The sequence below is a fragment of the Caulobacter sp. SSI4214 genome (assembly GCF_012184455.1).
GTDB lineage: Bacteria > Pseudomonadota > Alphaproteobacteria > Caulobacterales > Caulobacteraceae > Caulobacter > Caulobacter vibrioides_E.
In genome coordinates this window covers 1-22,225 of sequence record NZ_SZWJ01000069.1, presented here as the reverse complement: position 1 = coordinate 22,225, position 22,225 = coordinate 1, and the positions used below count along the sequence as shown (strand labels likewise).

The window sequence follows — 22,225 nt, the reverse complement described above, 5'->3', positions numbered from 1 at the left end:
GCTGAACATCCGGTGTTTCCCGCAGGGTTATCGTCTTGTTGGACACCGGTTATCAGGCCGGGACGGGTTTGCAACCTCGCCCCCGGAGCGCTACACCTTTCATTGAGGCATGACACCGGTTACCGAGAGTAGGGTTCCGCGATGTCCGCCCACGGGAGGAGACGGTTCCGATGAAGGCGATTTTCCTGGGCTCGGCTTGCGCGCTGATCCTGGCCCAAGCGGCTAACGCGGCGCGGACGACCGACGAGCCGGCGCTGCTGTTCAAGGCCTCGGGCGACAAGGGCCTCGTCGCGGACGTGGCCGGCGGCGACCCGGTTCCCAACTTCGCCGACAAGGTCACGTCCATCCCGAACGGCAAGATCGGCAAGGGCTTCCACGCCGAGGACGAGGGGATCGTCGCCTGGAACGCGCCGGGCAATATCCAGGCCCAGCGCGGGACCCTGGCCTTCTTCTGGCGCTCGGGCTATCCGGTCGGCGTCGCTCCGTTCGTGATCTTCCGCGTAGGCTACGCCGATCACACCAGCTGGGACATGGCGTTCCTGCGCATCGACTGGAACGGCCACGGCTTCGACGCCTTCGTCACCGACAACGGACTGGCGCGCACCCGCGTGTCGTTCAAGCTGGACAAGCCCCCCGCCCCCGACGCCTGGACGCATCTGGCCTTCACCTGGGACGAGACGACCGGCGTTCAGCTGTTCGTCGACGGCAAGCTGGCCGCCAAGACGCAAGCCCAGGCGGTCTATGACGCGGGCCTGGACCAGTTCGGCGTGGCCGGCCGCGTGATCGCCCCGCACCAGGTGCAGAGCCGCTACAACTTCACCCGAGGCGGCGACCTGGACGAGATCCGGGTCTACGACCGTCCTCTGGAGGCGGCCGCCATCGCCGCCCTGTCGCGCGGCGAGGTCCCGACCGCCTCGGCCGAGGTCCCGACCCTGGCCGATCCGGCCATCCACGCCGCCTGGCGCCAGCGCTACGGCTGGAACAAGAGCCCGCCCCCCTACCTGGCCGACGAGAAGACCACCATCCGCAAGGTCGAGTTCGCCGACGCCAAGGACATCAAGGAATGGATGTGGAAGGCCACCGACGGCATTCCCGAGACCACCTGGCCCGGCGTCTACAACCGCTCGCGCCTGCCCGGTCGTAACGACTATTTCCAGCTGCCCGACTGGAACGTCTATGTCGACGGCGGCAAGGCCCTGACGCTCAAGCTGCCCGACGAGCCGATCAACCGGCTGGAAATCCAGGGAACCGCCTATGGCGACCTCTCCTGGGCGGCCAAGGCGGGTGAGAAAGGCGCCTCGGTGGGGACGCGCGCCAAGGACCAGGAGCGCACCGTCACTAGCCTGGCCCAACCGCTGACCGGCGGCGTGCTGACCTTCACCAACGTGGCTCAGGAGACCCCGATCCAGGAGATCTGGGCCTACAACGTCTTCGCCGGCGCGGAGCCGAAGGACGCCTTCAAGATGAGCTACACGGTCCGCGCCGACGTGGCGCCGGACTATCTGAACCTGGCCGCGCTCAACGCCTATATCGCCGGCCGCCACCCGGTGGGCGAGCGCGCCACCGTCGTGGCCCTGCCCGAGGGCGCGCCCAGCCGCAAACGGCCCGACAGCGACCTCTCCGGCTCGCCAGCCGTTGGGGGCCTGCCGATCGTCCATGTGCTGATCCCCTCGGGCTTCGGCGACGCGCCGCCCGGCCAGGCGCTGGCCCGCAATTGGGCCTATGGCTGGGAGAACGCCCGCGACGGCCTGGACGGCGTCGCCATCGACATCCCCGCCCTGCCCGGCGCGAGCGGCGCGCTGATCCCGCTGAACATCCAGGTGAAGGACCCGATCTGGCCCGGGCGGAACATGATCGACGTCAGCGTCTCGGTGAAGGCCGGCGAGCCGCGCACCGTCTGGCTCGACCTGCGCGACCGCATCCTGACGCCCGACAGCCTGTACCTGACCCTGGCCGCCGACAGCGCCGAGTTCGGTCCCAAGGCCCTGGACGGCGCCAAGATCCGCCTCGTCTTGAAGGACCGCGACCAGGCCAAGGTCGAGCATATCCAGGATCGCCTGAACCAGGTGAAGGACAACTGGGGCTTCCTGGTCGAGGAGCACACGACCTCCAAGCGCCAGGGCCTCTATCGCCGCCTCTACGCCGACATCACCGACCTGCTGCGCGTCGATCCCGACAACAAGATCGGCCGCGAGTACTGGGGCGACATCACCTATGGCAGCCAGGGCTGGCCGGCGTTCGAGCAGCCCAAGCCCCCGGCGGGCGAGCCCCTGTGGGCCTTCCGCCAGCTCGAGGACCTGAAGCTGGTCAGCAAGTTCGTCAACTGGTGGGTCGACGAGCGCCAGTCCGACTTCGGCGACTTCGGCGGCGGCATCTCAGACGACACCGACCTGCTGCAGCAATGGCCCGGCCTGATCCTGATGGGCGTCCAGCCAGACAAGCTGACGGCCTCGCACGATCGGCTGGCCGACGCCGCCTACAAGAACGGCATGTTCACGAACGGCCTGTCGACCATCGTGACCGACGAACTGCACGCCTACGAGGACGGCATCAATTCGAACTCGGAGGCGATGTACATTCACTACGGCGAGCCCAAGGCCGTCGAGCGGCTGTTCACGACCGTCAAGGCCCTGCCTCGGATCATCGACAAGAACCCGGCCGGCCACATCCACTTCAACACCAACTGGTACAATGGCGCGATGTCGTACCGGGAAGGTCCGTGGGAGTGGCAGAAGCCCTATTCGTTCGGCGTCACCCATCCGCCGATCCTGATCAGCGACTTCAACAACGACCCGACCTCGCGCGACCTGGTCCTGGGCCTGGCCGACGGCTATCTGGCCCACGCCAAGAAGGACGGCGCGATCCCCAATGAGATCAACTGGCGCAGCGACGCCGAGCGCGGCGGCACGGTGCTGCAAGGCTCGGGGGCCGACGGTCCGTTCCAGCTGTTCTGGCAGGCCTGGCGCCTGACCGGCGACCAAAAGTACCTGGCCCCGATCCGGTGGCGGATCGGCAAGGCGGGCGTCAAATCGCTGCAGAGCATCAACGAGAACGCCCTGATGGAGCTGGGTCTCGGCGAGGCCAACAAGGACGCGATCCTCAAGGCCTCGGGCAAGGGCGCCGGCGCGGAGCGCTACGCGGCCTGGAACCTGACCGGCGACAAGACCTATCTCGAGGCGCTGTATGCCGACGAGATCCAGTGGAACAGCCAGCATCTCTACATGCACACCGAAGGCCACTGGTGGTCGGACCGCGTGGAGCTGCCCTCTGACATCCTGCAACGCTCGCGCCTGGGCGGCATCGCCAACAAGCGCGGCCAGATGACGCCGGGCCACACCGTCTCCTGGCGGTTCGACGGCGCCGACGGGACGGACGTGGCGGTGCTGATCAAGGACGCCACGAAGACCGGCTTCAAGGTGATCGCCTACAACGCGGCCGACAAGCCGGTGACGGCGACCATGACCGGCTGGAACGTCGCGCCCGGCCAGTGGAGCCTGACGCAAGGAATCGACGCCAACGGCGACGACGCGATCGACGGCACCGGTCAGACCCGCGCCCTGCCCTTCGAGCGCAGCCTCGGAACGCAGGTGGTGCTGCCCCCGCGCCAGACGACGATCATCGACATGAAGCAGGTGACGGCCGGCGACGATCCCGCCCAGCGCGCCGATCTCGGCGTCGGACGGGGCGACATCGCGGTGAACGGCGCGACCGTCACCGCCACGGTCCACAGCCTGGGGGCCCAGGACGCGACGGCGGCTCGGCTGGAGCTTGTCGACGCCTTGGGCAAGGTGCTGGACTCCGCTCCGACTCCGGCACTCGAGGCCCCCAAGGACCTGCTGCCCAAGACCGCCTCGGTGAAGCTGAAGATCCCGGCCGGCGTAAAGGCCCAGGGCCTGCGGGTGCGGATCGTCACCAGCCAGCCCCAGAACACCCGCCTGAACGACGAGGTCGTGCTGCCGTGAGGACAGGATCCCGGCTTCACACGGAAGTCGGGATCACCGACTCGAGAACTCCCGGGCGAACATCGCCTCGAAGCCCGCGAGCATCTCTTCAGCCTCCGGCGCGACCAGTCGCGCCACGGCGGCGGCGAAGGTCACCGGCGCCAGGCCCGAGGCGCTGACCACCTTGCCGTCGGTCACCGCGCGCGGCGTGTCCACATAGTGCTCCGCGCCAGGATAGTCGGCCACGGCCTTGGCCAGCCACTCCTGGCCGTTCGAGGTGTGCTTTCGCCCGTCGAACAGGCCGGCGTGGGCCAGGGCGGTCGTGCCGGCGCAGATGCCGGCCACCGGCTTGCCGTCCGCGAAGGCCTGGCGCAGCAGCGCGGTCACGGCCTTGTTCTCGCCCTCGGTCCAGGCGTCGCTGCCGATCGCGATGAAGAGGTCGGCGTCGCTCAGCACCGGATCGTCGAAGCGGTAGTCGGACGCGGCCAGGACCCCGCCGATCGAGGTCTCGGGCTCGCCGTCCGGCGTGGCGATCTCGATCTGGACCTTCAGTTCGCGGCGCAGCAGGGCCAGCACCGGCCCGGCCTCCCAATCGGCCCAGCCGGGTTGCAAAAGTGCGACGGCGACGGTCATGGGATCTCCTGGGCTCTCTACCGGACGAGCGCTTGAACGCTTACATTGGCTGTCATGACAGACGCAGCCATCCTTTCAACCGCCGGCTTCGACTTGACGCCGCCGACGGAACCCGAACGCGAACGCCTGGAGGCCGACCTGACCGCCGAGGAGGCTCGCGTTCTCCTGCACCACGGCACCGAGGCCCCGTTCTGCGGCGGCCTGCTGGGCGAGAAGAGCCCCGGCGTCTACGCCTGCCGCCTTTGCGGCCTGCCGCTGTTCAAGCACGAGACCAAGTTCGAGAGCGGCACGGGCTGGCCCAGCTTCTACGCGCCGTTCGCCGAGGACCACGTGGTCGGCGTGCGCGACACGTCCTATGGCATGGTCCGCATCGAGACCCGCTGCGCCCGCTGCGACAGCCACCAGGGCCACGTCTTTCCGGACGGCCCGGCCCCGACGCGGCTGCGCTACTGCATCAACTCGGTGTCGCTGCAGTTCGTGAAGGCCGGCGATCCCCTGCCCGATCCGCTGCATCGGGGCGACAAGATCGGCTGAGGCGGGCGCGCCCCGCCCCAGCTTTTCTCAATCCCCATCGAATTGATATGAATTGAGACGAGCGGCGGGAGCGGGCATCAGCGTTCGACGGCCCAAGCCTATCGAGTTGCGCATGATGATGCCTCCGCCCTCAACCTTCGAGCCCGCGGCCTTTCGCGGCTATCGCGAGGATCCGCCGATCCTGATCGTGCCGGGGCTCTACAACTCCGGTCCGGACCACTGGCAGAGCCATTGGGAACGGACGCTGCCGAACGCCGAGCGCGTCGAGCAGCAGGACTGGGAGCGGCCCCTCCTGGGCGACTGGACGATCAGCCTGGCCGAGGCCGTGCGTCGGCGGCCCGGCGCGATCCTGGTGGCGCACAGCCTGGGCTGCGCCCTGGTCGCCCACTTCGCCCAGGTGACCGGCGGACGCGGCGTCGGCGGGGCCATGCTGGTCGCGCCGGCCGACGTCAATCGCGAGGGCCCGGCCGGCCGCCTCTTGGTCGGCTTCTCGCCGATCCCCCGCCAGCGCCTGCCCTTCCCCAGCCTGGTCGTGGCCAGCCGCAACGACCCCTATGTCGAGATCGAACGCGCCGAGGCCTTCGCGCGCGGCTGGGGCTCGGAGTTCGTCGATCTGGGCCGCGCGGGGCACATCAATGTCGAGTCGGGCCACGGCGCCTGGTCGCGCGGGCGGAGCCTTCTGAACGGCCTGATCCGAAAGGTGGCCGTCCAAGAAAGCGAAACGCGCGCGCCAAGGCGCCCCTGAGGGCTTGGCCGGCCAGATATCGAAAGACAGTTGGTGCGGGCGGTCGGGGTCGAACCGACACTCCTTTCGGAACCGGATTTTGAGTCCGGCGCGTCTACCAGTTTCACCACGCCCGCAGGCTTCGCATCGGCGAAGGGTGGCCTTCCTAGCAGGCGTCGACGGCGATTTCCAGTGTCGCGATGCGCGGTCTACCATTTGCCGCGATCGGAGATTCCCCATGCTTAAACCCGGCCCCCGCAACCTGATCACCGACGTGCCTGGCCTTCTGGTCGGATGCGTCGAGGACGAGGCCGCGCGCACGGGGACGACGATCGTTCTCTGTCCCGAAGCCTGGACGGCGGCGGTGGATGTGCGCGGCGGCGGGCCGGCGGTGCGCGAGACCGATACGCTGCGGCCCGAGAACAGCTTCTCCAAGGCCCACGCCATCTGCCTGTCCGGCGGCTCGGTGTTCGGGCTGGGCGCGGCCGATGGCGCGACGGCGGCGCTGTCGGCGCGAGGGCATGGGCTGAGACTGTCGCCCGGAACCCCAGCCATCCCGATCGTGCCGTCCGCCTGTCTGCACGACCTGGCCAATGGCGGCGACAAGGCCTGGGGTCTCACCCCACCCTATCGCGAGCTGGGCATGAAGGCCGTGGCGGCGGCCTCGGCGGACTTTCCGCTGGGCTCGGTCGGGGCCGGGCGCGGCGCGATGGCGGGGACGCGCAAGGGCGGGCTGGGCTCGGCGTCGATCGACCTGGGCGATGGCCTGATCGTCGGCGCGCTGGTGGCGGCCAATCCGATCGGCTCGCCCTACATGGCCGACGGCGAGACCTTCTGGGCCTGGCCGTTCGAGATCGACGGCGAGTTCGGTGGCCAGCGGCCGGGCGACCTGGCGGCGGCGATCGAACCGATTCCCGACGATTCGAAGCTGGCCGCGCGCCTCAAGGCCGGCGCCAACACCACCCTGGCCCTGGTGGCGACCACCGCCGATCTGAGCACCGCCGAGGCCCAGCGGATGGCGATGATGGCCCACGACGGCATGGCCCGCGCAGTGCGCCCCGCCCATACGCCGTTCGACGGCGACGTGGTCTTCGCCCTGGCCTCGGGCGCGGTCGCGCTGGGCGCCGATCCGATGCGCCGCCTGCTGCTGGCCAAGATCGGCTCGGCGGCCGCCGACTGCCTGGCGCGCGCGATCGCCCGAGCGGTCTTCGAAGCGGCCCGCTGACAGCGCCAAGGCGGTGGCTGGAAGGCTTACGGCGGGCTGATCGTCTCGCCGCCGGTCAGCTGGATCGCCGCGGTTTCCAGGTGGTCCAGCAGGCGCTTGAACATCGCGACCTCGCTGGGCGCCAGGCCCGCCAGCAGGGTCGCCTCGTAGGCCAAGGCCAGCGGCGCGATCTCGGCGAACAGACGCCGGCCCGCGGCGGTCAGTTCCAGGATGTGAGAGCGGCGATCGGACCGAACCGTGGTGCGGGCCACCAGCCGACGAACGACCAGTTCCTGCGCCGCGCGGCTGACCCGGACCTTGTCCATGGCCGTGCGCGTGACGGCCGTGTGCTGGGTCAGCCCTCCCTCGGCCAACACCGACATCAGTCGCCACTGCGGGATCGTCAGGCCGAAGCGGTCCTCGTAGGCGCGGGCGATCAGGCGGCTGACCGCCGCCGAGGCCGTGGCCAGGCGATAGGGAACATAGTTCGACAGGCTGACATTGGCCTCGGGCGCTTCCAGCGCGCCAGACGTGATCGGAGAGACCGTAGCGGTCATGTCCCTTCCTTTCGTTCCTCCGGCGGCGCGGCCGCCTTCGGAGGAGCGGCCTTCGCCAATCCATTCGCGTCGAATCCGGCCGGAACCGACGCACAACCTGATCTGAGCCCGGACCCGCGACGCCTCAACGTCGCGGCGAACCCTCTCGAACGAAGTCCCAGTTTCGCACGCCGCTTGGGCAGAGAATAGCCGTCTCGCCCACGTGAACGGCGTTCCCGTGCCTCGGGACCTCAGTGATGGTGTTCGGAGCCGCCCGGCTTGGGCTTCGACGCGGGCTTGGTCTCGGTCAGGACCTTCTGGCAGGCCTCCAGCTCGCGCAGGCAGTTGGGGCGGTTCCAGAAGTCCGAAAACTCGGCCACGGCCAGGCGCAGCAGCTGCATGTATTCCTTGTGCTCAAGTCCCTTCGGCGCCTCCTCGCCGCGCTTGGGATGCTCCACGCGCGCCTTTTCGGGCGACGGCGCGTTGGCGATCACAACGGTCTGGGGCGCCAGGATGGTCACCTTGCGCGTCAAGAGGCCGATGTTCGCCGCGCCATCCTTCTTGGTTTCCTCGGCCTCAAGCGAATCATGGCCACCTCCCGCCGGCGCGCCATGGTCCCTGTCTTGGCCCTTGCCATGGCCATGGCCGGACTTGCTGTCGTCCGTCTTCTTCGCCTCGGGCGGCTCGCCCTTCAGGGCGTCGCCCAGCAACTTGAAGGCCTTGGCGCAGGGACCGCCAAAGGCCAGCAGCGGACCGACGCGAAGGTTCACCTCGTCGATCAGTTCCTGGGTCTTGACCACCAGCTCGCCGGAATGGGCGCTGCTGGCGGCGACGCATTTGGCCTTCACGGCCTCGTGGATGATCCTGGGAACATCGCCCCACTTCTCGCCCTTGTCGCCCCGCCCGGTCAGGCGGCCGGCGAAGAAGGCCAGGCCCGCGATGGCCAGGCCAGCCAGAATCAACAGGAACAGCAAGGTCGGGTCGAAGACCGGCACCGGCTGATCCACCGGAAATTCAGACTGGTACACCGGAACCCTCCACGCTCGGCGTCACGACGCGAACATGGTTAACGCAACAGCGTTACGGATGCACGGCCAAGGTGCTCAGGCGTGGCGAGAAATGACCTTCGAAACGCGGGCGCCGTGCTCATAGCGCGACGGCCCGCCATACACGGTCACCTCGCAGAGGATGTCGCCGCCCGGCTCGGACGCCCAGATGTAGCTGCGCTCGACCTCGACATAGCGACCGGCGGGCGAGACGCCCTCGAAGGTGTCGCCCCACGGCACGATCCCTTTCAGATCCCGCCAGCTCAAGGTCATGGCGCGCGCCAGTTCGTCGCGCGCCATCGCTTCGAGATCGGGATCGCTGGTCGAGCCGCTCACCGCTCGAGCTTCAGGCTTCGGCGTCGTCGCGGAAATAGGGCTCGACCTCGCCCTGCAGCTTGATGGTCATCGGATTGCCCTTGCGGTCCAGGGTCTTGCCGGCCGCGACCCGCACCCATTTCTCGCTGACGCAATATTCCTCGACATTGGTCTTCTCGACGCCCTTGAAGCGGATGCCGATGCCGCGCTCCAGCAGGGCGGCGTCGTAGTACGGGCTGTCGGGATTGACGGAGAGGCGGTCGGGCGGCGTGTCGCTCATGGTCTTTCGGCTTTCGTCTGGGCGCGTCGGCCCTGATGTCCTGGCCGGCGGTGATAGCCACGAAACGCCGAAAATCCAAATCCCGCGACGAAAGCCGGTCTTAACCCCCGGATCGGGACAAGACCGGCGGCCGCGAGGAGTCTCAGTCCTTGTCGTCTTCCTTGATCGGGTCGGCTTTCGAGACCACGCCGTCGTTGTTGGTGTCGTGATGCATGAACATGCGCCAGCCGGAATAGTCGAACTCGGCCTTGGTGATCCCGCCGCTCTTGTCGCTGTCGAGCACGCCGAACCGGACATCGGCCTGGCGCATCTGGCGCGCGCGCTCCTCGGCCTTGTCGGCGGCCGAGTCCTTAGAGGCGGCCAGGCGCGCTTCGAGCCGGCCCTTGAATTCGCCGACATATTCGTCGCGCGACAGAACCCCGTCCTTGTTGGCGTCGATGCGGGCGAACTCGGCGGCGCGGGTGGCGGCGAACTCGTCCTTGGTGACGACGCCGTCGCCGTTCTGGTCCTGCTCCTTGATGAAGGTGTCACGGTCGTGCGAGGCGGCGTGGGCGGCGCCGGCGAACAGCGATGCGGCCAGCGCGGCGGCGATCAGAATCTTGGTCATGGGGCTATGTCCTAGCGGAGGGATTCGAAGGTCAGGGCGTAGGTGAAGCTCTGGGCGGGCTGGCCGGTCGGCGCGACGCGGTAGCGGGTTTGGATCTGGTAGATCCCGGACCGATCGACCTTGACCGCGAAGCGGCCCTTGGCGTCGCTGGTCACGGTCCTCGGCGCGACCTTGGCGTCGGCGTAGCGGTCGTCGGCGGCGCTCAGCGTGATCGGCTGGCCGGCTAACGGATGGCCGTCGAACAGCACCTCGAACACCGCGTCCTGGCCGGTGGTGATCTTGCTGGGATGGGTGATCGGATGAAATTCCAGCCCCTTGCCGATCGGCGCCAGGGCGGCGTCGTTCGGCGCGCCGCGCGAGACATAGACCTCGGCCAGGGTCATGCTTTGCATGTCGATCGCATCGGGCGGAGCCTTGCCGTCCTCGAAGAACCGCCACTCGCCCGCGACCTTGGCGGCCTTGGCGACGCGGCCGGCGCGCTGTCCGCTGGTGATCCGATAGGTGCCGGGCTTTTCGACCGGCGCTTCGACCAGGGCGACTTCGTTCAGATAGATCGGCTTGAGCGGAACGCGCGCGCCGTCCGGGCCGATCACGGCGTAGGCGTCCGATTTCATCGCCACCTCGGGCGTGAAGAAGCTCTCGGTGAAGGACCCCTGCACCATCACGACTTTGCGGTCCGAGGCGTCGAACACGGTGGGCAGCAGATAGGGCGAGTGGGCCTCGGCGGCGGCGGCCAGCCCCAGCAGGAGCGCGCCGCCCAGCAGGCCGGCGCGAAGAGAACGGATCATCGGGAACACCCCAGGGCGCCGCGCCAAACCGCGGCGGCTTCGAGATATTGCGATTAGTTCTGAGAATCAATTGCAAATAACTTGACCGGCGAAGCGCGCCGCCTTAGGCCCTCGCCATCAATTGCGAATAATTCGCATCTAGACGCTATCGAAGGGGATATCGATGTCTCGCCTGAAGCTGGCCGCCCTGGCGGCCGCCTCGACCGCCGCCCTGCTCTCCGCCAACGCCCACGCCGCCGACACCGCCGCCCGGCCGACGCGACCGAGGTCGACAAGATAACCGTCACGGCGACGCGATCGGAGAAGCCGGTCTCCCAGGTTCCGGCGACGGTCACGGTCTTTTCCGCCGACGAGATCGAGGACGGCCTGGTCAAGGACATCAAGGACCTGGTGCGCGACGAGCCCGGCGTCTCGGTGCGCGCCGCCCCCGCCCGCTTCACCGCCGCCGGCGCCTCGACGGGTCGCGACGGCGACGCCGGCTTCAACATCCGGGGCCTGGAAGGCAACCGGGTGCTGATCGTGGTCGACGGCGTCCGCGTGCCCGACGGCTTCGCGTTCGGCGCCCAGGCGACCGGGCGCGGCGACTACGTCGATCTGGACGTGCTGAAGTCGGTCGAAATCGTGCGCGGCCCGGCCTCGGCCCTCTACGGCGCCGACGGCCTGGCGGGCTCGGTCAGCTTCATCACCAAGGATCCGGCCGATATCCTGAAGGCCGGGCAGACCGTCGCCGGCCGGGCCCGGGTCGGCTACGCCTCGGCCGACCGGAGCTGGGCCGAAAGCGCCGTTCTGGCCGGCGCGCTGTCCGACCGATGGCAGGCCATGCTGGCCTACACCCGCCGCGACGGTCACGGCCAGAAGACCGCCGGCTCGAACGACTCGGCCAACACCGACCGCACCACCGCCAACCCCGAGGACGACACGTCCAACGCCGTGCTGGGAAAGCTGATCTACAGCCCCAATGACCAGAACCGCTTCCGCCTGACCGTCGACCACCTGGACCGCGACGTCGACTGGACCGTGCTGTCGGCCATCGCCAAGCCGCCCCTGGCCGCGACCAGCGTCTTGAGCCTGACCGCCTTCGACCGCCTGAGGCGTAACCGGGTCGGCCTGGACCACCGCTTCGACGGCGGCGACGGCCTGATCAAGGCCGCGCGCACCACGCTCTACTGGCAAAAGAGCACGACCCGTCAATTCTCGGCCGAGGATCGCAACACCGCCGCCGACCGCACCCGCGACGCCACCTTCAACAACCGCGTGTTCGGCGCCGGCGTCGAGCTGCATAGCCGCTTCGGGACCGGCGCGTGGACCCACGAGGTCGTCTGGGGCGGCGACGCCTCGATCACCCGCCAGGACGGGACGCGGAACGGCACGGTCCCGCCGGTCGGCGAGACCTTCCCGACCAAGGCCTTCCCGATCACCGACTTCACCTTGGCGGGCCTCTACGCGCAGGACGAGATCAAGTCCGGCGCGGTGACCATCTATCCGGCCGTTCGCTTCGACTACTACAAGCTGGACCCCAAGGCCGATCCGCTGTTCCCGGCGGCAGCCTCGGGTCAAAGCAAGTCGCATGTCTCGCCGAAGCTCGGCGTGGTGTGGGAAGCCAGCGACGCCGTCACCCTCTTCGCCAACGTCGCGGCGGGCTTCAAGGCCCCCTCGCCGATCCAGGTCAATACGGGTTTCGCCAACCTGGTCGCGAACTACAAGTCGATCTCGAACCCCGACCTGAAGCCCGAGACCAGCGAGACCCTGGAAGGCGGCGCGCGCCTGCATCAAGGCCGCTGGCGCGCCGCCGTGACCGGCTTCACCGGCAAGTACCACGACTTCATCGACCAGATTCAGGTTGGCGGAACCTTCTCGCCCAGCGACCCGGCCGTCTATCAATACGTCAACCTGTCGGGCGTGAAGATCAGCGGCGTCGAGGCCAAGGGCTCCGTGGACCTGGGCGGCGGGTTCTCCGCGCGGGCGGCGGTCTCATACGCCAAGGGGTCGTCGAAGACGAACGGCGCGCGCGCGCCGCTGGCCACGATCGATCCGGTCAAACTGACCGGCGGCCTGGCCTATCGCGCGCCCAGCGGTCGTTTCGGCGGTGATCTCTCGGTCATCCACGCCGAACGCAAATCGGCCAGCCGGGCCGGGGTCGCCTGTACGGGCGGCTGCTTCATGCCCCCGTCCTTCACCATCGCCGACCTGACCGCCTGGTGGGCGGTGACCGACGCGGTCACGCTGCGCGGCGGCGTCTTCAACCTGACCGACCGGAAGTACTGGTGGTGGAGCGACGCGCGCGGCCTCTCCGACAGCTCGGTCGTCAAGGACGCCTATACTCAGCCCGGCCGCAACTACGGGGTTTCGCTGGCGCTGAAGTTCTGACCAGGAACGCGGATTCCTGTCCGAACCCGTTCGCGGACTCGGGCCGGAGGCGGCGCGCGCGGGCCGGGAAGCCGCGCGCGCCGACATCCTTGCGGACAAGCCCCGCTGGCCCTGCTAGCTAGACGCGTCACGTCATCGGAGTCCGCATGTTGCGTCGCCTCTACGACTGGGTGATGGGCCTGGCCGCCTCGCGCCACGCCCCGCTCAGCCTGTTCGCCGTCTCGTTCGCCGAAAGCTCGTTCTTTCCGATTCCCCCCGACGTGATGCTGGCCCCGATGGTGCTGGCCAAGCCGAAAAAGGCCTGGCGCTACGCCCTGCTCTGCACGATCGCGTCGGTCCTGGGCGGCATGTTGGGCTGGGCCATCGGCTATTTCCTGCGCGACTTCGGCCTATGGATGATGTCGATCACCGGCCACGCGGGCGGGCTGGAACAATTCCAGTGCTGGTATGGGAAGTATGGCGTCTGGGTGATCCTGGCCAAGGGCCTGACCCCCATCCCCTATAAGCTGGTGACGATCGCCTCGGGCCTGGCCGCCTTCAGCTTTCCGATCTTCGTCGCGGCGTCGGCCGTGACGCGCGCCGCGCGTTTCTTCCTGGTCGCCTTCGTCGTCAAGCGGTTCGGCCCGGCCATGATGCCGGTGATCGAACGCCGGCTGGCGCTGTTCGCGGCGATTTTGATCGGTCTCCTTGTCATCGGCCTCGGCGCCAGCCACTTCCTGGGAGGCGGCGGCCACGGCGGCGCCTGCGGGGCATGACGATGACGAGCACCGATTCCGAAACCACGAGCGGCGACGCCCCCTATCCCGTCACGCGGCTGATCGATTTCTTCACGCGCCACTGGCCTTTGACGGCCTTGCTGAGCAGCGCGCTGATGCTGGCCATCGCCCATGCGTTCGAGCGCTTCGGCGGCCTGGCGCCCTGCCACCTCTGCCTGAAGCAGCGCGAGGTCTATTGGGTGGCCGGAACCGTCGGCCTGGTCGCCGTCATCCTGCAGCGCACGCCGCTATGGCCGCGCGCGCGCCGCGTCGCGGACTCCGCTCTGGCCGCGATCTTCCTCTACGGGATGGGCCTGGCGATCTATCACGCCGGCGCCGAGTGGAAGTGGTGGCCGGGCCCCGCGACCTGTTCGGGCGGCAGCGCCGCGGTCGCGTCGAACCTCGAGGCGATGCTGAAGGGGACGGCGACGATCAAGGCTCCGGCCTGCGACAAGGCCGCCTGGGTGTTCCTGGGCCTGTCCATGGCGGGCTGGAACGCGCTGATTTCGCTGAAGCTGGCGGTCTGGTCGGTGATGGCCGGTCTGCGCAAGCCGGAGGTCGTCGAATGAGCCGCCCCGTCCCTCCCCGCCCGGGCCAAGGCGCCCAGCGCGCGCGCCTCGCCGAGATGCTCCGTGTCGATCAGGCCGGCGAGCTGGCCGCGGTCCACATCTATCGCGGCCAGGCGGCCGTCATGCGCCAGGCGCCCGGCCGCGAGCGCATCGCCAGCCAGTTGAAGGAGATGGAGGGCCACGAACAGGTCCATCTGAGCCGGTTCAACGACCTCCTGAGCGAGCGCAAGGTGCGCCCGACCCTGATGTCTCCGGTCTGGCGCGCCGCCGCCTTCGCCTTGGGCGCCGGCACCGCCCTGCTGGGCGACAAAGCCGCCCACGCCTGCACCGAGGCCGTCGAGACGGTGATCGAGAAGCACTATGCCGGACAGATCGAGGAACTGAAGGACCGCGACCCGGCCTTGGCCGCCGAGCTTTCCCAGTTCCGCGACGACGAGCTTGCCCACCGCGACCTCGCCGTCGAGGAAGGCGCCCACGAGGCGACGGCCTATCCCCTGCTGACCGCCGTCATCCAGGCCGGCTGCCGCGCCGCGATCAAGATCAGCGAGAAGATCTAGGCCCGTCGCGGCCACGCTTGGCCTTGGCGCCCGGCGTGCGCGGGCCTACCGATACGCCCCAGCAAGATTTTCGCGTTGGGGAGTCGCCCACTTGTCGTTTCGCACCCGCGTCCTGGCCGCCTGCGCGGCCTCGTTCCTGGCCCTGTCGACGGCCCAGGCCGCAGAGCCGCTGAAGACCAGCGCCCTCTCGCTCGACACCGGCGGCCCGATGCCCGTCGAGCAGCAGGCGCTGGGCTTCGACCGCGCCGACCTGAAGTTCAAGATTTTCCCCGACAAGAAGGCCATCGAGGGCGAGGCGACCCTGACCTTCACGGCCAAGAGCCCGCTGGACAAGCTGGTCCTGGACTTCGACCGCGTCTTCACGATCCGTAAGCTGACGATCGACGGCAAGGCGCTGAAGCCCTCGGCCTGGACCAATCCCGAGGGGCGGATGACCATCACCCTGCCCCACAAGGTGGCCAAGGGTCGCCAGGTCACGGTCGTCATCGCCTATGACGGCGTGCCGCTGGAGGCCAAGAAGGCGCCGTGGGACGGCGGCTTCGTCTGGGCCAAGTCGCCCGACGGCCAGCCCTGGATCGCCACCGCCGTGCAGGGCGAGGGCTGCGACCTCTTCTGGCCCTGCATCGACTATCCGACCGGCGAGCCCAAGCTGGTCGACCTGCACATCACCGTCCCGGCTCCGCTGGTCGCGCCCGCCAATGGCGTCTTCAAGGGCATGACCGAGAAAGACGGCTGGCGGACCTACAACTGGGAGACCAAGAACCCCAACACCTACGCCATCGCCCTGGATGTCGGCCCGTTCGAGGAACTAACCGCCACCTACAAGAGCCGGTTCGGCGACAGCTTCCCGATGTCGTTCTGGCACTTGAAGGGCGACGGCGAGAAGGCCAAGGCGCTGTTCGCCGAGTTCACGCCGATGCTGGACTTCTACGAGCAGATGATCGGCCCCTACCCGTTCCGCGACGAGAAGATGGGCGTGGTCGAGACCCCGCACCTGGGCATGGAACACCAGACGATCAACGCCTACGGCAACGGCTACCGCAAGGACGTCTACGGCTTCGACTGGCTGCTGCAGCACGAGTTCGCCCACGAGTGGTTCGGCAACCAGGTCACCGACCTCGACAACGACGACATGTGGATCCACGAGGGCTACGGCAGCTACATGCAGCCCCTGTATTCCCAATGGCTGCATGGCGACATGGAGTACATGGCGCGCCTGAACCAGATGCGGGTCGACACCCGCAACAAGTCGCCGATCGTCTCGGGAAAGCAACTGCGCGAGGACGACGTCTATAACGGCGACCACGGGCCGGGGAACGACATCTACTACAAGGCCGCCAATGTCCTGCACACGCTGCGGGCGCTGATCGGCGACGAGGACTTCTTCAAGATCACCCGCATCGCCGTCTATGGCCGCCCCGATCCGAAGCCTGGCAACTTCACGACCCGCTATCTGGGCACCAAGGACTACATCAAGATCGTCAACGACGTGACCGGCAAGGACTATGGCTGGTTCTTCGACGTCTATTTCTACGAGCCGCAGCTCCCCGACCTGATCCAGACCCGCGAGGGCGGCGATCTGGTGCTGAAGTGGAAGACACCGAAGGACAAGCCCTTCCCCATGCCGGTCGAGGTCAAGGTCGGCGACAAGATCGTCACCGCGCCCATGACCGACGGTACCGGCCGCGTGAGCGTCGGCGACACGGTCCCGGTCATCGTCGATCCGGCCTCCAAGATCCTGCGTCGCGCGCCGTATCTGGAGCAGTACCACGCCTGGAAGGCCGCCAAGGACGAGGCCGACAAGGCGGCCGCCGCCCAGAAGCAGGCCGAGACCTCGAAGAAATAGGTCGGGTGGGAGGCGGCCGTCGCGGTCATCTCCCACTAACCCTCTTGTTTCACCAAATATCGCGACCTTGACCGTTAGACGTCGGCGTCCTTCCGGAGGCCGCGTCCATGTTCAAGCCCGTCCATATCGTCTACGCCGCGCGCCTGGCGCTTGTGCTGGGGTCCGTGACCGTGGCGGTGCTGACGCTGGGTCCGTTTCAGGGCGCGGAGTCGCATTTTGGGCTGACCGACAAGGAAGCCCACGCCCTGGCGTTCGGCGGCCTTCTGGCGGTGTCGTTTCTCGCCTTCCCCCGGATGCGCCGCAACGACCTGGCGATCGCCGCCCTCGTGCTGGGCGCGGCGATCGAGGTCGCGCAGTCCTTCACCGGTCGCGACGGAAACGTCGCCGACTGGCTGGCCGACGCCTTCGGGATCGTCGTGGTCCATGGCGCCAGCCTGATCGAAGGCGCTCGCAAGCTGGCCCGTGATAAGGGCCAACTCACCTTCGGCCAGATCGTCAAGCTGGATCGCCGCCGCCAGCAACGTCGCGACGTGACGGCCCTCGAACCCCAACTGACCGGCGCGCTCAGCTTCGCCGAACGCGCCTCGCGCCGGTTCCCGGCGCGTCAGTCGGGCACGCTGATCAGGTAATGCGCTTGACGCTGACCGGGTCGCTGCCCGGGAAGCTTTCCTCCAGGCCCTCGTCCAGCAGGGCTTCCTGACGGTTCTCGGACGCCTCGACCTTGTCGGCCAGTTGGTCGTGCTTTTCGTCGTCCTTCAGCGGCTGATCGGCGCGCCGCGCGGGCGGGGCGTCGAAATGCTTGTCCTCGGGGCGAATTTCACCCTCGGCGGCCATGTCGGCGGTGGACGAGGCGGTGCCGTGGGTGAAGTGGCGATCCTCACTCTTGTCTTCTGGGCGGTTCATGACGGGTCTCTCCAGGAGTCTGTGTCCTGAAAAACCCTCCCGCCGACATCCGGGTTGCATGGGACGCGCCGGCGCCGCGCTGTTGATACGGCCTCGGAACCTCCCGCGCGCGACGCCGGAACCTTGACCATCACGACGCATTTACCGTTCAGCGCGGCGGTCCTCCCCTTCCGTCTCGCGCGCACGGCCCGGGACAGCCATTCCTCGACGCCAGCCCGGGCCGTTTTCGCGCTTCAAGCCTTCAAGCCTTCAAGCCTTCAAGCCTTCAAGCCTCCAGCTCGATGTCCCAGTACAGATAGTCTAGCCAGCTGACGTGCAGACGGCCCGGCGGGAACTTGCGCCCCCGCTCCTGCAGTTCGTGCATCGACGGGCGGCGGGCGTTGTGGAACGGCAGCATCCCGGCTTCGCGCGGCGTGCGCCCGCCCTTGCTGAGATTGCAGGGCGCGCAGGCGGTGAGGATGTTCTCCCAGGTGGTCCGACCGCCGCGCGAGCGGGGGATCACGTGGTCGAAGGTCAGCTCCTCGGTCGAGCCGCAGTACTGGCAGCTGAAGCTGTCGCGCAGGAACAGGTTGAAGCGGGTGAAGGCCGGCGGGCGCTCTTGCGGGACGTACTGCTTCAGCGCCACGACGCTGGGCAGCTTCATCTCGAACGATGGCGAGCGCACGACCTGATCGTAGCTGGCCACGATGTCGACGCGGTCCAGAAAGACGGCCTTGATCACTTCCTGCCAAGGCCAGATGGACAACGGATAGTAGCTGAGCGGCCGAAAATCGGCGTTGAGCACCAGAGCCGGCATGCCGGATGGCGGGCGGGTGAGGACCTGCATCAGATCCCCCTCGCGAGGCGAACGGCGAAGCGTTCAGCACCTCGGCTGATAAAGTACGCGACAGGACTGAAGACGGGCCTCCTTCCTACGCAATTCTGGGAATCGGCATTCATTCCCGAACGCGAGGAAAGGATGGGCCAAGTCAGCGACAGAACCAAGACATCCCGTCGCATTCCCTCAGAAAGGCGCGATCTCCCGGCGCTTCACCGCGCCATAACAGGCCCACAGCAGGTGCGCGGCGACGCCGCGATAGGGACGCCAGAGCTCGGCGCGGGCATAGGCCTGCTTCTCGGTCGGCCGCACTTCCGACCGATCGACCCAGCGCATGGCCTCCTGAAGCGCCACGTCGCCGCCCGGGAACATGTCCATCCGGCCCTGGGTGAACATCAGATAGACCTCGGCGGTCCAGCGGCCGATCCCGGTGATCGCCGTCAAGGCGCCGATCGCCGCCTCGTCCGACAAGCCCGGCAGCGCGTCGAAGTCGCAACTTCCCGTCAGATGCGCCTGGGCAATGGCGTGGGCATAGCGAGCCTTGGGGCGCGAGAGGCCCAGCGAAAGCAGATAGTCCTGGTCGTGCGCCATCACCCGCTCGGGGGTCATCTCCGGCAACCCCACCTCGACCCTCGACCAGATCGCGGCCGCCGAGGCCAGCGAGACCTGCTGCTGGACGACCATCTTCAGAAGACCTGGAAAGCCGCCCAGGCCGACGCGCCAGGCGAACGGCGGGGTCACGGCCTCGATGGCGGCTAGGGCCGGATCGGCGGCGGCCAGGCGCTGTCGGGCTTCGAGCAGGACCTCGGCGGTCGGCGGAACGAACATCGCCCGCAAAGGAGCCCGCCCCGCCGCCGATGGCAATCCGGTTCTTGCTGAACCTAAGCGCTCTAGCCGATCGCGGTGATCTCGATCTCGCCGCCCGGCGCGGGCGAGACATCGCCCACCGCCTTGCCCAGCAAGGCCCGCGCGATCGGCGCGACATAGGAGACCGAGCCCTTGGCGGGGTCGGCCTCGTCCTCGCCGACGATGCGGAAAGTCTGCACGCGGCCGTCCTCGCGTTCGAAGGTCACGCGGTCGCCGAACTGCACGACGCTCTTGGCCGGATCGCGTGTCATCAGCTGGGCGGTGGCGCGGCGCGCCGACCAGTAGCGCAGGTCGCGAGTGGCGCGAGCCATGGCCGTGCGATCGCCATCGGCCGCCCCGCCCGCGCTCTGGGCCGAGGCGTAGGCGGCGCGCGCGGCTGCCAACTCGGTCTCGATCTGGTCGAGGCCCTCCGGCGTCACGAGATTGGGATGGGTCGAGATCGGGCGATCGGGCAGGTCGGCCGCGAAAGCCTCGCTGTCGCCTTCCTTGGTGAAGGCGACGCTCATCGGAAAATGTCTTGGATCATAGAAAAAGCCTGCGACGCCTACGGATGAAACGGCGTCGGAAGGCCTAACGCGTCCGGGTCTGGTTAGCTCCGCCAGGGCCAAGCTTCAAGTCGACCGAACGCCGCGGCGGGCGCTTCCGGGGGATCGAAAGCCGCTCCGCCGACTGCGAACAATCTCTCTTACAGCACCACGCCGGCGACGGCGGCGGCGACGCCCAGGGCGATCACGAGGAAGTAGCCAGCGGCCAGACGGTCAAAGGCGGTTTCAAAGGCGTTCAGCGTGCGTTGCATGAGGTGCCCCTCCATCTTGTGTGTCCCGAACCCCCGATGGGCTCTGACCGGCGCTCGCCGGATCAATCTGGACGGCGTTTAGATATCATCGATCTAAACGACGTCAAGATAATCTTTACAGCGTTTGGATGAAATTTTAGAAAGGCGGGGTTAGAGTGAGGCCGATGAGCAACGCAGCCGCCGAATCCCGCCCCTATCACCATGGCGACCTCAGCCGCGCCCTGGTCGACGCCGCGCGCAAGATCTTGGAGAGCGAAGGCCCGGCCGCCCTGTCCTTGAGGGCCGTGGCGCGCGAGGCCGGGGTCAGCCCCGCCGCGCCTTATCACCACTTCAAGGACAAGAACGAGCTGCTGGAGGCCGTGGCGCACGAGGGCTGGGAGGCTTTGGATGAAGCCCTGGCCAAGGCCCGCGTCTCGACCGACGACAAGCGGGCGCGGATGAGCAACATTGGCGTGGCCTATGTCTGCTTCGCGCGCGACAATCCCGCCCTCTATCGGGTGATGTACGACCGCTCGCGCGACAAGGACGCCCTGCCCGAAAAGGCGAAGGAAGACGGCGCCTATTGCCAGGTTCGCGACACGATCAACGAAATCGGCGGCGGCCATGTCAGCGATATCGATCTGGAGCTGGCCACCATCGCGGCCTGGTGCGCGGGCCACGGCCTGGCCGAGATGATCGGCTTCAAGCACTTCGCCGGCCTGAAGGCCCAGCTGGGCGGCGAGGAGGCCTTCCTGCGCGCGGTGTTCGAGCATCTGGGCATGTTCGCCAAGGTCATCGATCGGGCCTGAGGTCGCCGTGACCTTCGTCACCCGGTTCGCGCCCTCGCCGACGGGTCTGCTGCATCGCGGCCACGCCTTCTCGGCCCTGACCGCCCATCGCGCGGCGCGGGCGGCGGGCGGCCGCTTCCTGCTGCGCATCGAGGACATCGACGCCACGCGCTGCCGCCCCGAATACGAGGCGGCGATCCTCGAGGATCTGGCCTGGCTGGGCCTTGAATGGGAACAGCCCGTCCGCCGCCAATCCGAGCGCCTGGCCCGCTACCACGCCGACATCGAGACCCTGCGCGAACGCGGCCTGGTCTATCGCTGCTTCAAGACCCGCCGGGAAATCGACATCGGTCGCGCCCCCCACGAACCGGCTGTTCCCTATATCGGATCCGCCCTCCCCGCCGACGAGGAGGCCGAACGCCTGGAACGCGGCGAGGCCTTCGCCTGGCGGCTGTCGTTGACCGCGGCGCGCGCGGCGCTGGGCGGCTTCGAGGGGCTGAGCTTCCTTGAGCAAGGCGCCGGCCCCGGAGGCGAGACAGGCCTGATCCAGGCCCGCCCCGAGACCGCCGGCGACATTGTCCTGGCCCGCAAGGACGTCGGCGTCGCCTACCACCTGGCCGTGGTCCATGACGACGCGGCCCAAGGCGTCAGCCACGTGATCCGGGGCCATGACCTGTTCGAGGCCGCCCATATCCAGCGCCTTCTACAGGCCCTGCTGGACCTGCCGACGCCGATCTATCGCCACCATGGCCTGCTGGTCGGTCCGGACGGCAAGCGGTACGCCAAGCGCGACAAGGCCCAGACGCTGCGCGAACTGCGCGCGATGGGGATGAGCCCGGCGGACCTTTGGATCGAACTTGGCGTAGCGCCCTGACGCCGTCAGCGCGTCCAGTAACGATATCGATAAGCCGGCGCGAAGCCTTCGGCGGCGTAGAGGGCGATGGCCGGGGCGTTGTCGGCCTCGACCTGAAGCCAGGCCTGATCGGCGCCCAGCGCCATGGCCTCGGACAGCAAGGCGCGAAGGACCCGCCGCGCCAGGCCCTTGCGACGGTGATCGGGCGCGGTGCGCATTCCGAAGACGCCGACCACGCCAGCGCTGATCGCCGCGCAGCCGATCGCGGCGGGCGCGCCGGCGATGTCCAGCCGGGCGAAGCGGGCCGGCGCGGGGATGCGGTTCAGCGCCTCGATGCGCTCGCGGCCATCCTCCGGATCGCCGGCCGTGGCCGTGAACACCGCCTCGAAGGCCGCGTCCGGCGCGGCGGTCACCTGGACGTCGGGATCGCCGGCCCCGCCCGTCGGCCCCAGCATCACCTGGGTCTCCTTGGTCGCCGCGTAGCCCCGCGCCGCCAGGCGCTGGGCCAGATCGACCGGCG

General features: G+C 68.3%; 23 protein-coding genes, 1 tRNA gene and 2 pseudogenes. 12 read left to right on the top strand and 14 right to left on the bottom strand.

The window, feature by feature from the left end; translation table 11 throughout:
* The first annotated feature begins 51 nt into the window (after nucleotides 1-51).
* Nucleotides 52-3,962: pseudogene (locus FCU40_RS17170) on the top strand (LamG-like jellyroll fold domain-containing protein).
* Nucleotides 3,963-3,995: 33 nt separating this feature from the next.
* Here the strand turns inward: FCU40_RS17170 and FCU40_RS17165 are convergent.
* A complete protein-coding gene (locus tag FCU40_RS17165) occupies nucleotides 3,996-4,574 on the bottom strand; it encodes a type 1 glutamine amidotransferase family protein (RefSeq protein ID WP_168076547.1) in 579 nt (192 codons plus the stop codon).
* A gap of 54 nt (nucleotides 4,575-4,628) precedes the next feature.
* Between FCU40_RS17165 and msrB the strand changes: the two genes are divergently transcribed.
* A complete protein-coding gene (gene msrB / locus FCU40_RS17160; protein ID WP_168076546.1) occupies nucleotides 4,629-5,108 on the top strand; it encodes a peptide-methionine (R)-S-oxide reductase MsrB in 480 nt (159 codons plus the stop codon).
* A 118-nt stretch (nucleotides 5,109-5,226) separates the two neighbouring features.
* Nucleotides 5,227-5,853, top strand: a complete 627-nt coding sequence (locus FCU40_RS17155) for an alpha/beta hydrolase (protein WP_168076551.1) — start codon at nucleotides 5,227-5,229, stop codon at nucleotides 5,851-5,853.
* Nucleotides 5,854-5,884: 31 nt separating this feature from the next.
* Here the strand turns inward: FCU40_RS17155 and FCU40_RS17150 are convergent.
* Nucleotides 5,885-5,969, bottom strand: a tRNA-Leu gene (locus tag FCU40_RS17150).
* A gap of 101 nt (nucleotides 5,970-6,070) precedes the next feature.
* On the opposite strand from FCU40_RS17150, the gene FCU40_RS17145 reads away from it, so the two are divergent.
* Complete coding sequence (locus tag FCU40_RS17145; protein WP_168076545.1) at nucleotides 6,071-7,057, top strand: P1 family peptidase; 987 nt, start codon at nucleotides 6,071-6,073, stop codon at nucleotides 7,055-7,057.
* 26 nt (nucleotides 7,058-7,083) lie between these two features.
* Here the strand turns inward: FCU40_RS17145 and FCU40_RS17140 are convergent, their stop codons facing one another.
* From FCU40_RS17140 to FCU40_RS17115, 6 genes are all read right to left on the bottom strand, one after another.
* Nucleotides 7,084-7,593, bottom strand: coding sequence for a MarR family winged helix-turn-helix transcriptional regulator (locus FCU40_RS17140; RefSeq protein WP_004622127.1), 510 nt, complete (start codon nucleotides 7,591-7,593; stop codon nucleotides 7,084-7,086).
* A 230-nt stretch (nucleotides 7,594-7,823) separates the two neighbouring features.
* Nucleotides 7,824-8,600, bottom strand: a complete 777-nt coding sequence (locus FCU40_RS17135; RefSeq protein ID WP_168076543.1) for a hypothetical protein — start codon at nucleotides 8,598-8,600, stop codon at nucleotides 7,824-7,826.
* 75 nt (nucleotides 8,601-8,675) lie between these two features.
* Nucleotides 8,676-8,918 (bottom strand): hypothetical protein, encoded by a 243-nt coding sequence (locus FCU40_RS17130; protein WP_168076550.1) that lies wholly within the window; start codon nucleotides 8,916-8,918, stop codon nucleotides 8,676-8,678.
* Between the two features lie 46 nt (nucleotides 8,919-8,964).
* Nucleotides 8,965-9,213, bottom strand: coding sequence for a DUF3297 family protein (locus tag FCU40_RS17125; RefSeq protein WP_004622132.1), 249 nt, complete (start codon nucleotides 9,211-9,213; stop codon nucleotides 8,965-8,967).
* A 142-nt stretch (nucleotides 9,214-9,355) separates the two neighbouring features.
* Nucleotides 9,356-9,820 (bottom strand): EF-hand domain-containing protein, encoded by a 465-nt coding sequence (locus FCU40_RS17120; protein WP_168076541.1) that lies wholly within the window; start codon nucleotides 9,818-9,820, stop codon nucleotides 9,356-9,358.
* An 11-nt stretch (nucleotides 9,821-9,831) separates the two neighbouring features.
* Nucleotides 9,832-10,608, bottom strand: a complete 777-nt coding sequence (locus tag FCU40_RS17115) for a DUF4198 domain-containing protein (protein WP_168076539.1) — start codon at nucleotides 10,606-10,608, stop codon at nucleotides 9,832-9,834.
* A 163-nt stretch (nucleotides 10,609-10,771) separates the two neighbouring features.
* Between FCU40_RS17115 and FCU40_RS17110 the strand changes: the two are divergent.
* The 6 genes and pseudogenes from FCU40_RS17110 to FCU40_RS17085 all read left to right on the top strand — a co-directional run bounded on the left by FCU40_RS17110 (nucleotide 10,772) and on the right by FCU40_RS17085 (nucleotide 17,331).
* A pseudogene (locus FCU40_RS17110) lies at nucleotides 10,772-12,975 on the top strand (TonB-dependent hemoglobin/transferrin/lactoferrin family receptor).
* Nucleotides 12,976-13,121: 146 nt separating this feature from the next.
* On the top strand, nucleotides 13,122-13,730 hold the full coding sequence (locus tag FCU40_RS17105) for a YqaA family protein (protein WP_168076537.1): 609 nt from the start codon (nucleotides 13,122-13,124) through the stop codon (nucleotides 13,728-13,730).
* Nucleotides 13,727-14,299 carry a disulfide bond formation protein B gene (locus FCU40_RS17100; protein WP_168076535.1) on the top strand — a complete coding sequence of 191 codons (573 nt, stop codon included), beginning with the start codon at nucleotides 13,727-13,729 and terminating at the stop codon, nucleotides 14,297-14,299. Before FCU40_RS17105 ends, FCU40_RS17100 begins: the two co-directional genes overlap by 4 nt.
* Nucleotides 14,296-14,856: a demethoxyubiquinone hydroxylase family protein gene (locus FCU40_RS17095; protein ID WP_168076533.1), complete on the top strand. Its 561-nt coding sequence runs from the start codon at nucleotides 14,296-14,298 to the stop codon at nucleotides 14,854-14,856. Before FCU40_RS17100 ends, FCU40_RS17095 begins: the two co-directional genes overlap by 4 nt.
* 91 nt (nucleotides 14,857-14,947) lie before the next feature.
* Nucleotides 14,948-16,702, top strand: a complete 1,755-nt coding sequence (locus FCU40_RS17090) for a M1 family metallopeptidase (protein ID WP_168076531.1) — start codon at nucleotides 14,948-14,950, stop codon at nucleotides 16,700-16,702.
* A gap of 107 nt (nucleotides 16,703-16,809) precedes the next feature.
* Nucleotides 16,810-17,331, top strand: coding sequence for a VanZ family protein (locus tag FCU40_RS17085; protein ID WP_168076529.1), 522 nt, complete (start codon nucleotides 16,810-16,812; stop codon nucleotides 17,329-17,331).
* On the opposite strand, the gene FCU40_RS17080 is transcribed toward FCU40_RS17085, so the two are convergent.
* The 5 genes from FCU40_RS17080 to FCU40_RS17060 form a co-directional block, all read right to left on the bottom strand.
* Complete coding sequence (locus FCU40_RS17080) at nucleotides 17,324-17,605, bottom strand: hypothetical protein (protein WP_168076527.1); 282 nt, start codon at nucleotides 17,603-17,605, stop codon at nucleotides 17,324-17,326. The two genes, FCU40_RS17085 and FCU40_RS17080, sit on opposite strands and share 8 nt — an antisense overlap.
* A 265-nt stretch (nucleotides 17,606-17,870) precedes the next feature.
* Nucleotides 17,871-18,434 (bottom strand): HNH endonuclease, encoded by a 564-nt coding sequence (locus FCU40_RS17075; protein WP_081612970.1) that lies wholly within the window; start codon nucleotides 18,432-18,434, stop codon nucleotides 17,871-17,873.
* Between the two features lie 174 nt (nucleotides 18,435-18,608).
* Nucleotides 18,609-19,250 carry a DNA-3-methyladenine glycosylase 2 family protein gene (locus FCU40_RS17070; RefSeq protein ID WP_168076549.1) on the bottom strand — a complete coding sequence of 214 codons (642 nt, stop codon included), beginning with the start codon at nucleotides 19,248-19,250 and terminating at the stop codon, nucleotides 18,609-18,611.
* Between the two features lie 62 nt (nucleotides 19,251-19,312).
* Entirely contained in the window at nucleotides 19,313-19,795 is a 483-nt protein-coding gene (greA, locus tag FCU40_RS17065; protein ID WP_168076525.1) for a transcription elongation factor GreA, read from the bottom strand.
* A 179-nt stretch (nucleotides 19,796-19,974) separates the two neighbouring features.
* Nucleotides 19,975-20,085 (bottom strand): hypothetical protein, encoded by a 111-nt coding sequence (locus FCU40_RS17060; protein WP_004622156.1) that lies wholly within the window; start codon nucleotides 20,083-20,085, stop codon nucleotides 19,975-19,977.
* 164 nt (nucleotides 20,086-20,249) lie between these two features.
* On the opposite strand from FCU40_RS17060, the gene FCU40_RS17055 reads away from it, so the two are divergent.
* Both FCU40_RS17055 and gluQRS read left to right on the top strand, forming a co-directional pair.
* Nucleotides 20,250-20,873: a TetR/AcrR family transcriptional regulator gene (locus FCU40_RS17055; RefSeq protein ID WP_168076523.1), complete on the top strand. Its 624-nt coding sequence runs from the start codon at nucleotides 20,250-20,252 to the stop codon at nucleotides 20,871-20,873.
* A gap of 7 nt (nucleotides 20,874-20,880) precedes the next feature.
* Nucleotides 20,881-21,726, top strand: coding sequence for a tRNA glutamyl-Q(34) synthetase GluQRS (gluQRS, locus tag FCU40_RS17050; protein WP_168076521.1), 846 nt, complete (start codon nucleotides 20,881-20,883; stop codon nucleotides 21,724-21,726).
* 5 nt (nucleotides 21,727-21,731) lie between these two features.
* Here the strand turns inward: gluQRS and FCU40_RS17045 are convergent.
* A partial coding sequence (locus tag FCU40_RS17045) for a GNAT family N-acetyltransferase (protein ID WP_168076519.1) occupies nucleotides 21,732-22,225 on the bottom strand: 494 nt, incomplete at its 5' end.

Coding starts and splice junctions, on each gene's coding strand:
- FCU40_RS17105 (WP_168076537.1), top strand. CDS start 13,122: ATGTTGCGTCGCCTCTACGACTGGGTGATGGGCCTGGCCGCCTCGCGC.
- FCU40_RS17140 (WP_004622127.1), bottom strand. CDS start 7,593: ATGACCGCTACGGTCTCTCCGATCACGTCTGGCGCGCTGGAAGCGCCC.
- FCU40_RS17085 (WP_168076529.1), top strand. CDS start 16,810: ATGTTCAAGCCCGTCCATATCGTCTACGCCGCGCGCCTGGCGCTTGTG.
- FCU40_RS17155 (WP_168076551.1), top strand. CDS start 5,227: ATGCCTCCGCCCTCAACCTTCGAGCCCGCGGCCTTTCGCGGCTATCGC.
- greA (WP_168076525.1), bottom strand. CDS start 19,795: ATGAGCGTCGCCTTCACCAAGGAAGGCGACAGCGAGGCTTTCGCGGCC.
- FCU40_RS17145 (WP_168076545.1), top strand. CDS start 6,071: ATGCTTAAACCCGGCCCCCGCAACCTGATCACCGACGTGCCTGGCCTT.
- FCU40_RS17080 (WP_168076527.1), bottom strand. CDS start 17,605: ATGAACCGCCCAGAAGACAAGAGTGAGGATCGCCACTTCACCCACGGC.
- FCU40_RS17125 (WP_004622132.1), bottom strand. CDS start 9,213: ATGAGCGACACGCCGCCCGACCGCCTCTCCGTCAATCCCGACAGCCCG.
- FCU40_RS17120 (WP_168076541.1), bottom strand. CDS start 9,820: ATGACCAAGATTCTGATCGCCGCCGCGCTGGCCGCATCGCTGTTCGCC.
- FCU40_RS17165 (WP_168076547.1), bottom strand. CDS start 4,574: ATGACCGTCGCCGTCGCACTTTTGCAACCCGGCTGGGCCGATTGGGAG.
- FCU40_RS17070 (WP_168076549.1), bottom strand. CDS start 19,250: ATGTTCGTTCCGCCGACCGCCGAGGTCCTGCTCGAAGCCCGACAGCGC.
- msrB (WP_168076546.1), top strand. CDS start 4,629: ATGACAGACGCAGCCATCCTTTCAACCGCCGGCTTCGACTTGACGCCG.
- FCU40_RS17130 (WP_168076550.1), bottom strand. CDS start 8,918: ATGGCGCGCGACGAACTGGCGCGCGCCATGACCTTGAGCTGGCGGGAT.
- FCU40_RS17115 (WP_168076539.1), bottom strand. CDS start 10,608: ATGATCCGTTCTCTTCGCGCCGGCCTGCTGGGCGGCGCGCTCCTGCTG.
- FCU40_RS17055 (WP_168076523.1), top strand. CDS start 20,250: ATGAGCAACGCAGCCGCCGAATCCCGCCCCTATCACCATGGCGACCTC.
- FCU40_RS17100 (WP_168076535.1), top strand. CDS start 13,727: ATGACGATGACGAGCACCGATTCCGAAACCACGAGCGGCGACGCCCCC.
- FCU40_RS17095 (WP_168076533.1), top strand. CDS start 14,296: ATGAGCCGCCCCGTCCCTCCCCGCCCGGGCCAAGGCGCCCAGCGCGCG.
- FCU40_RS17060 (WP_004622156.1), bottom strand. CDS start 20,085: ATGCAACGCACGCTGAACGCCTTTGAAACCGCCTTTGACCGTCTGGCC.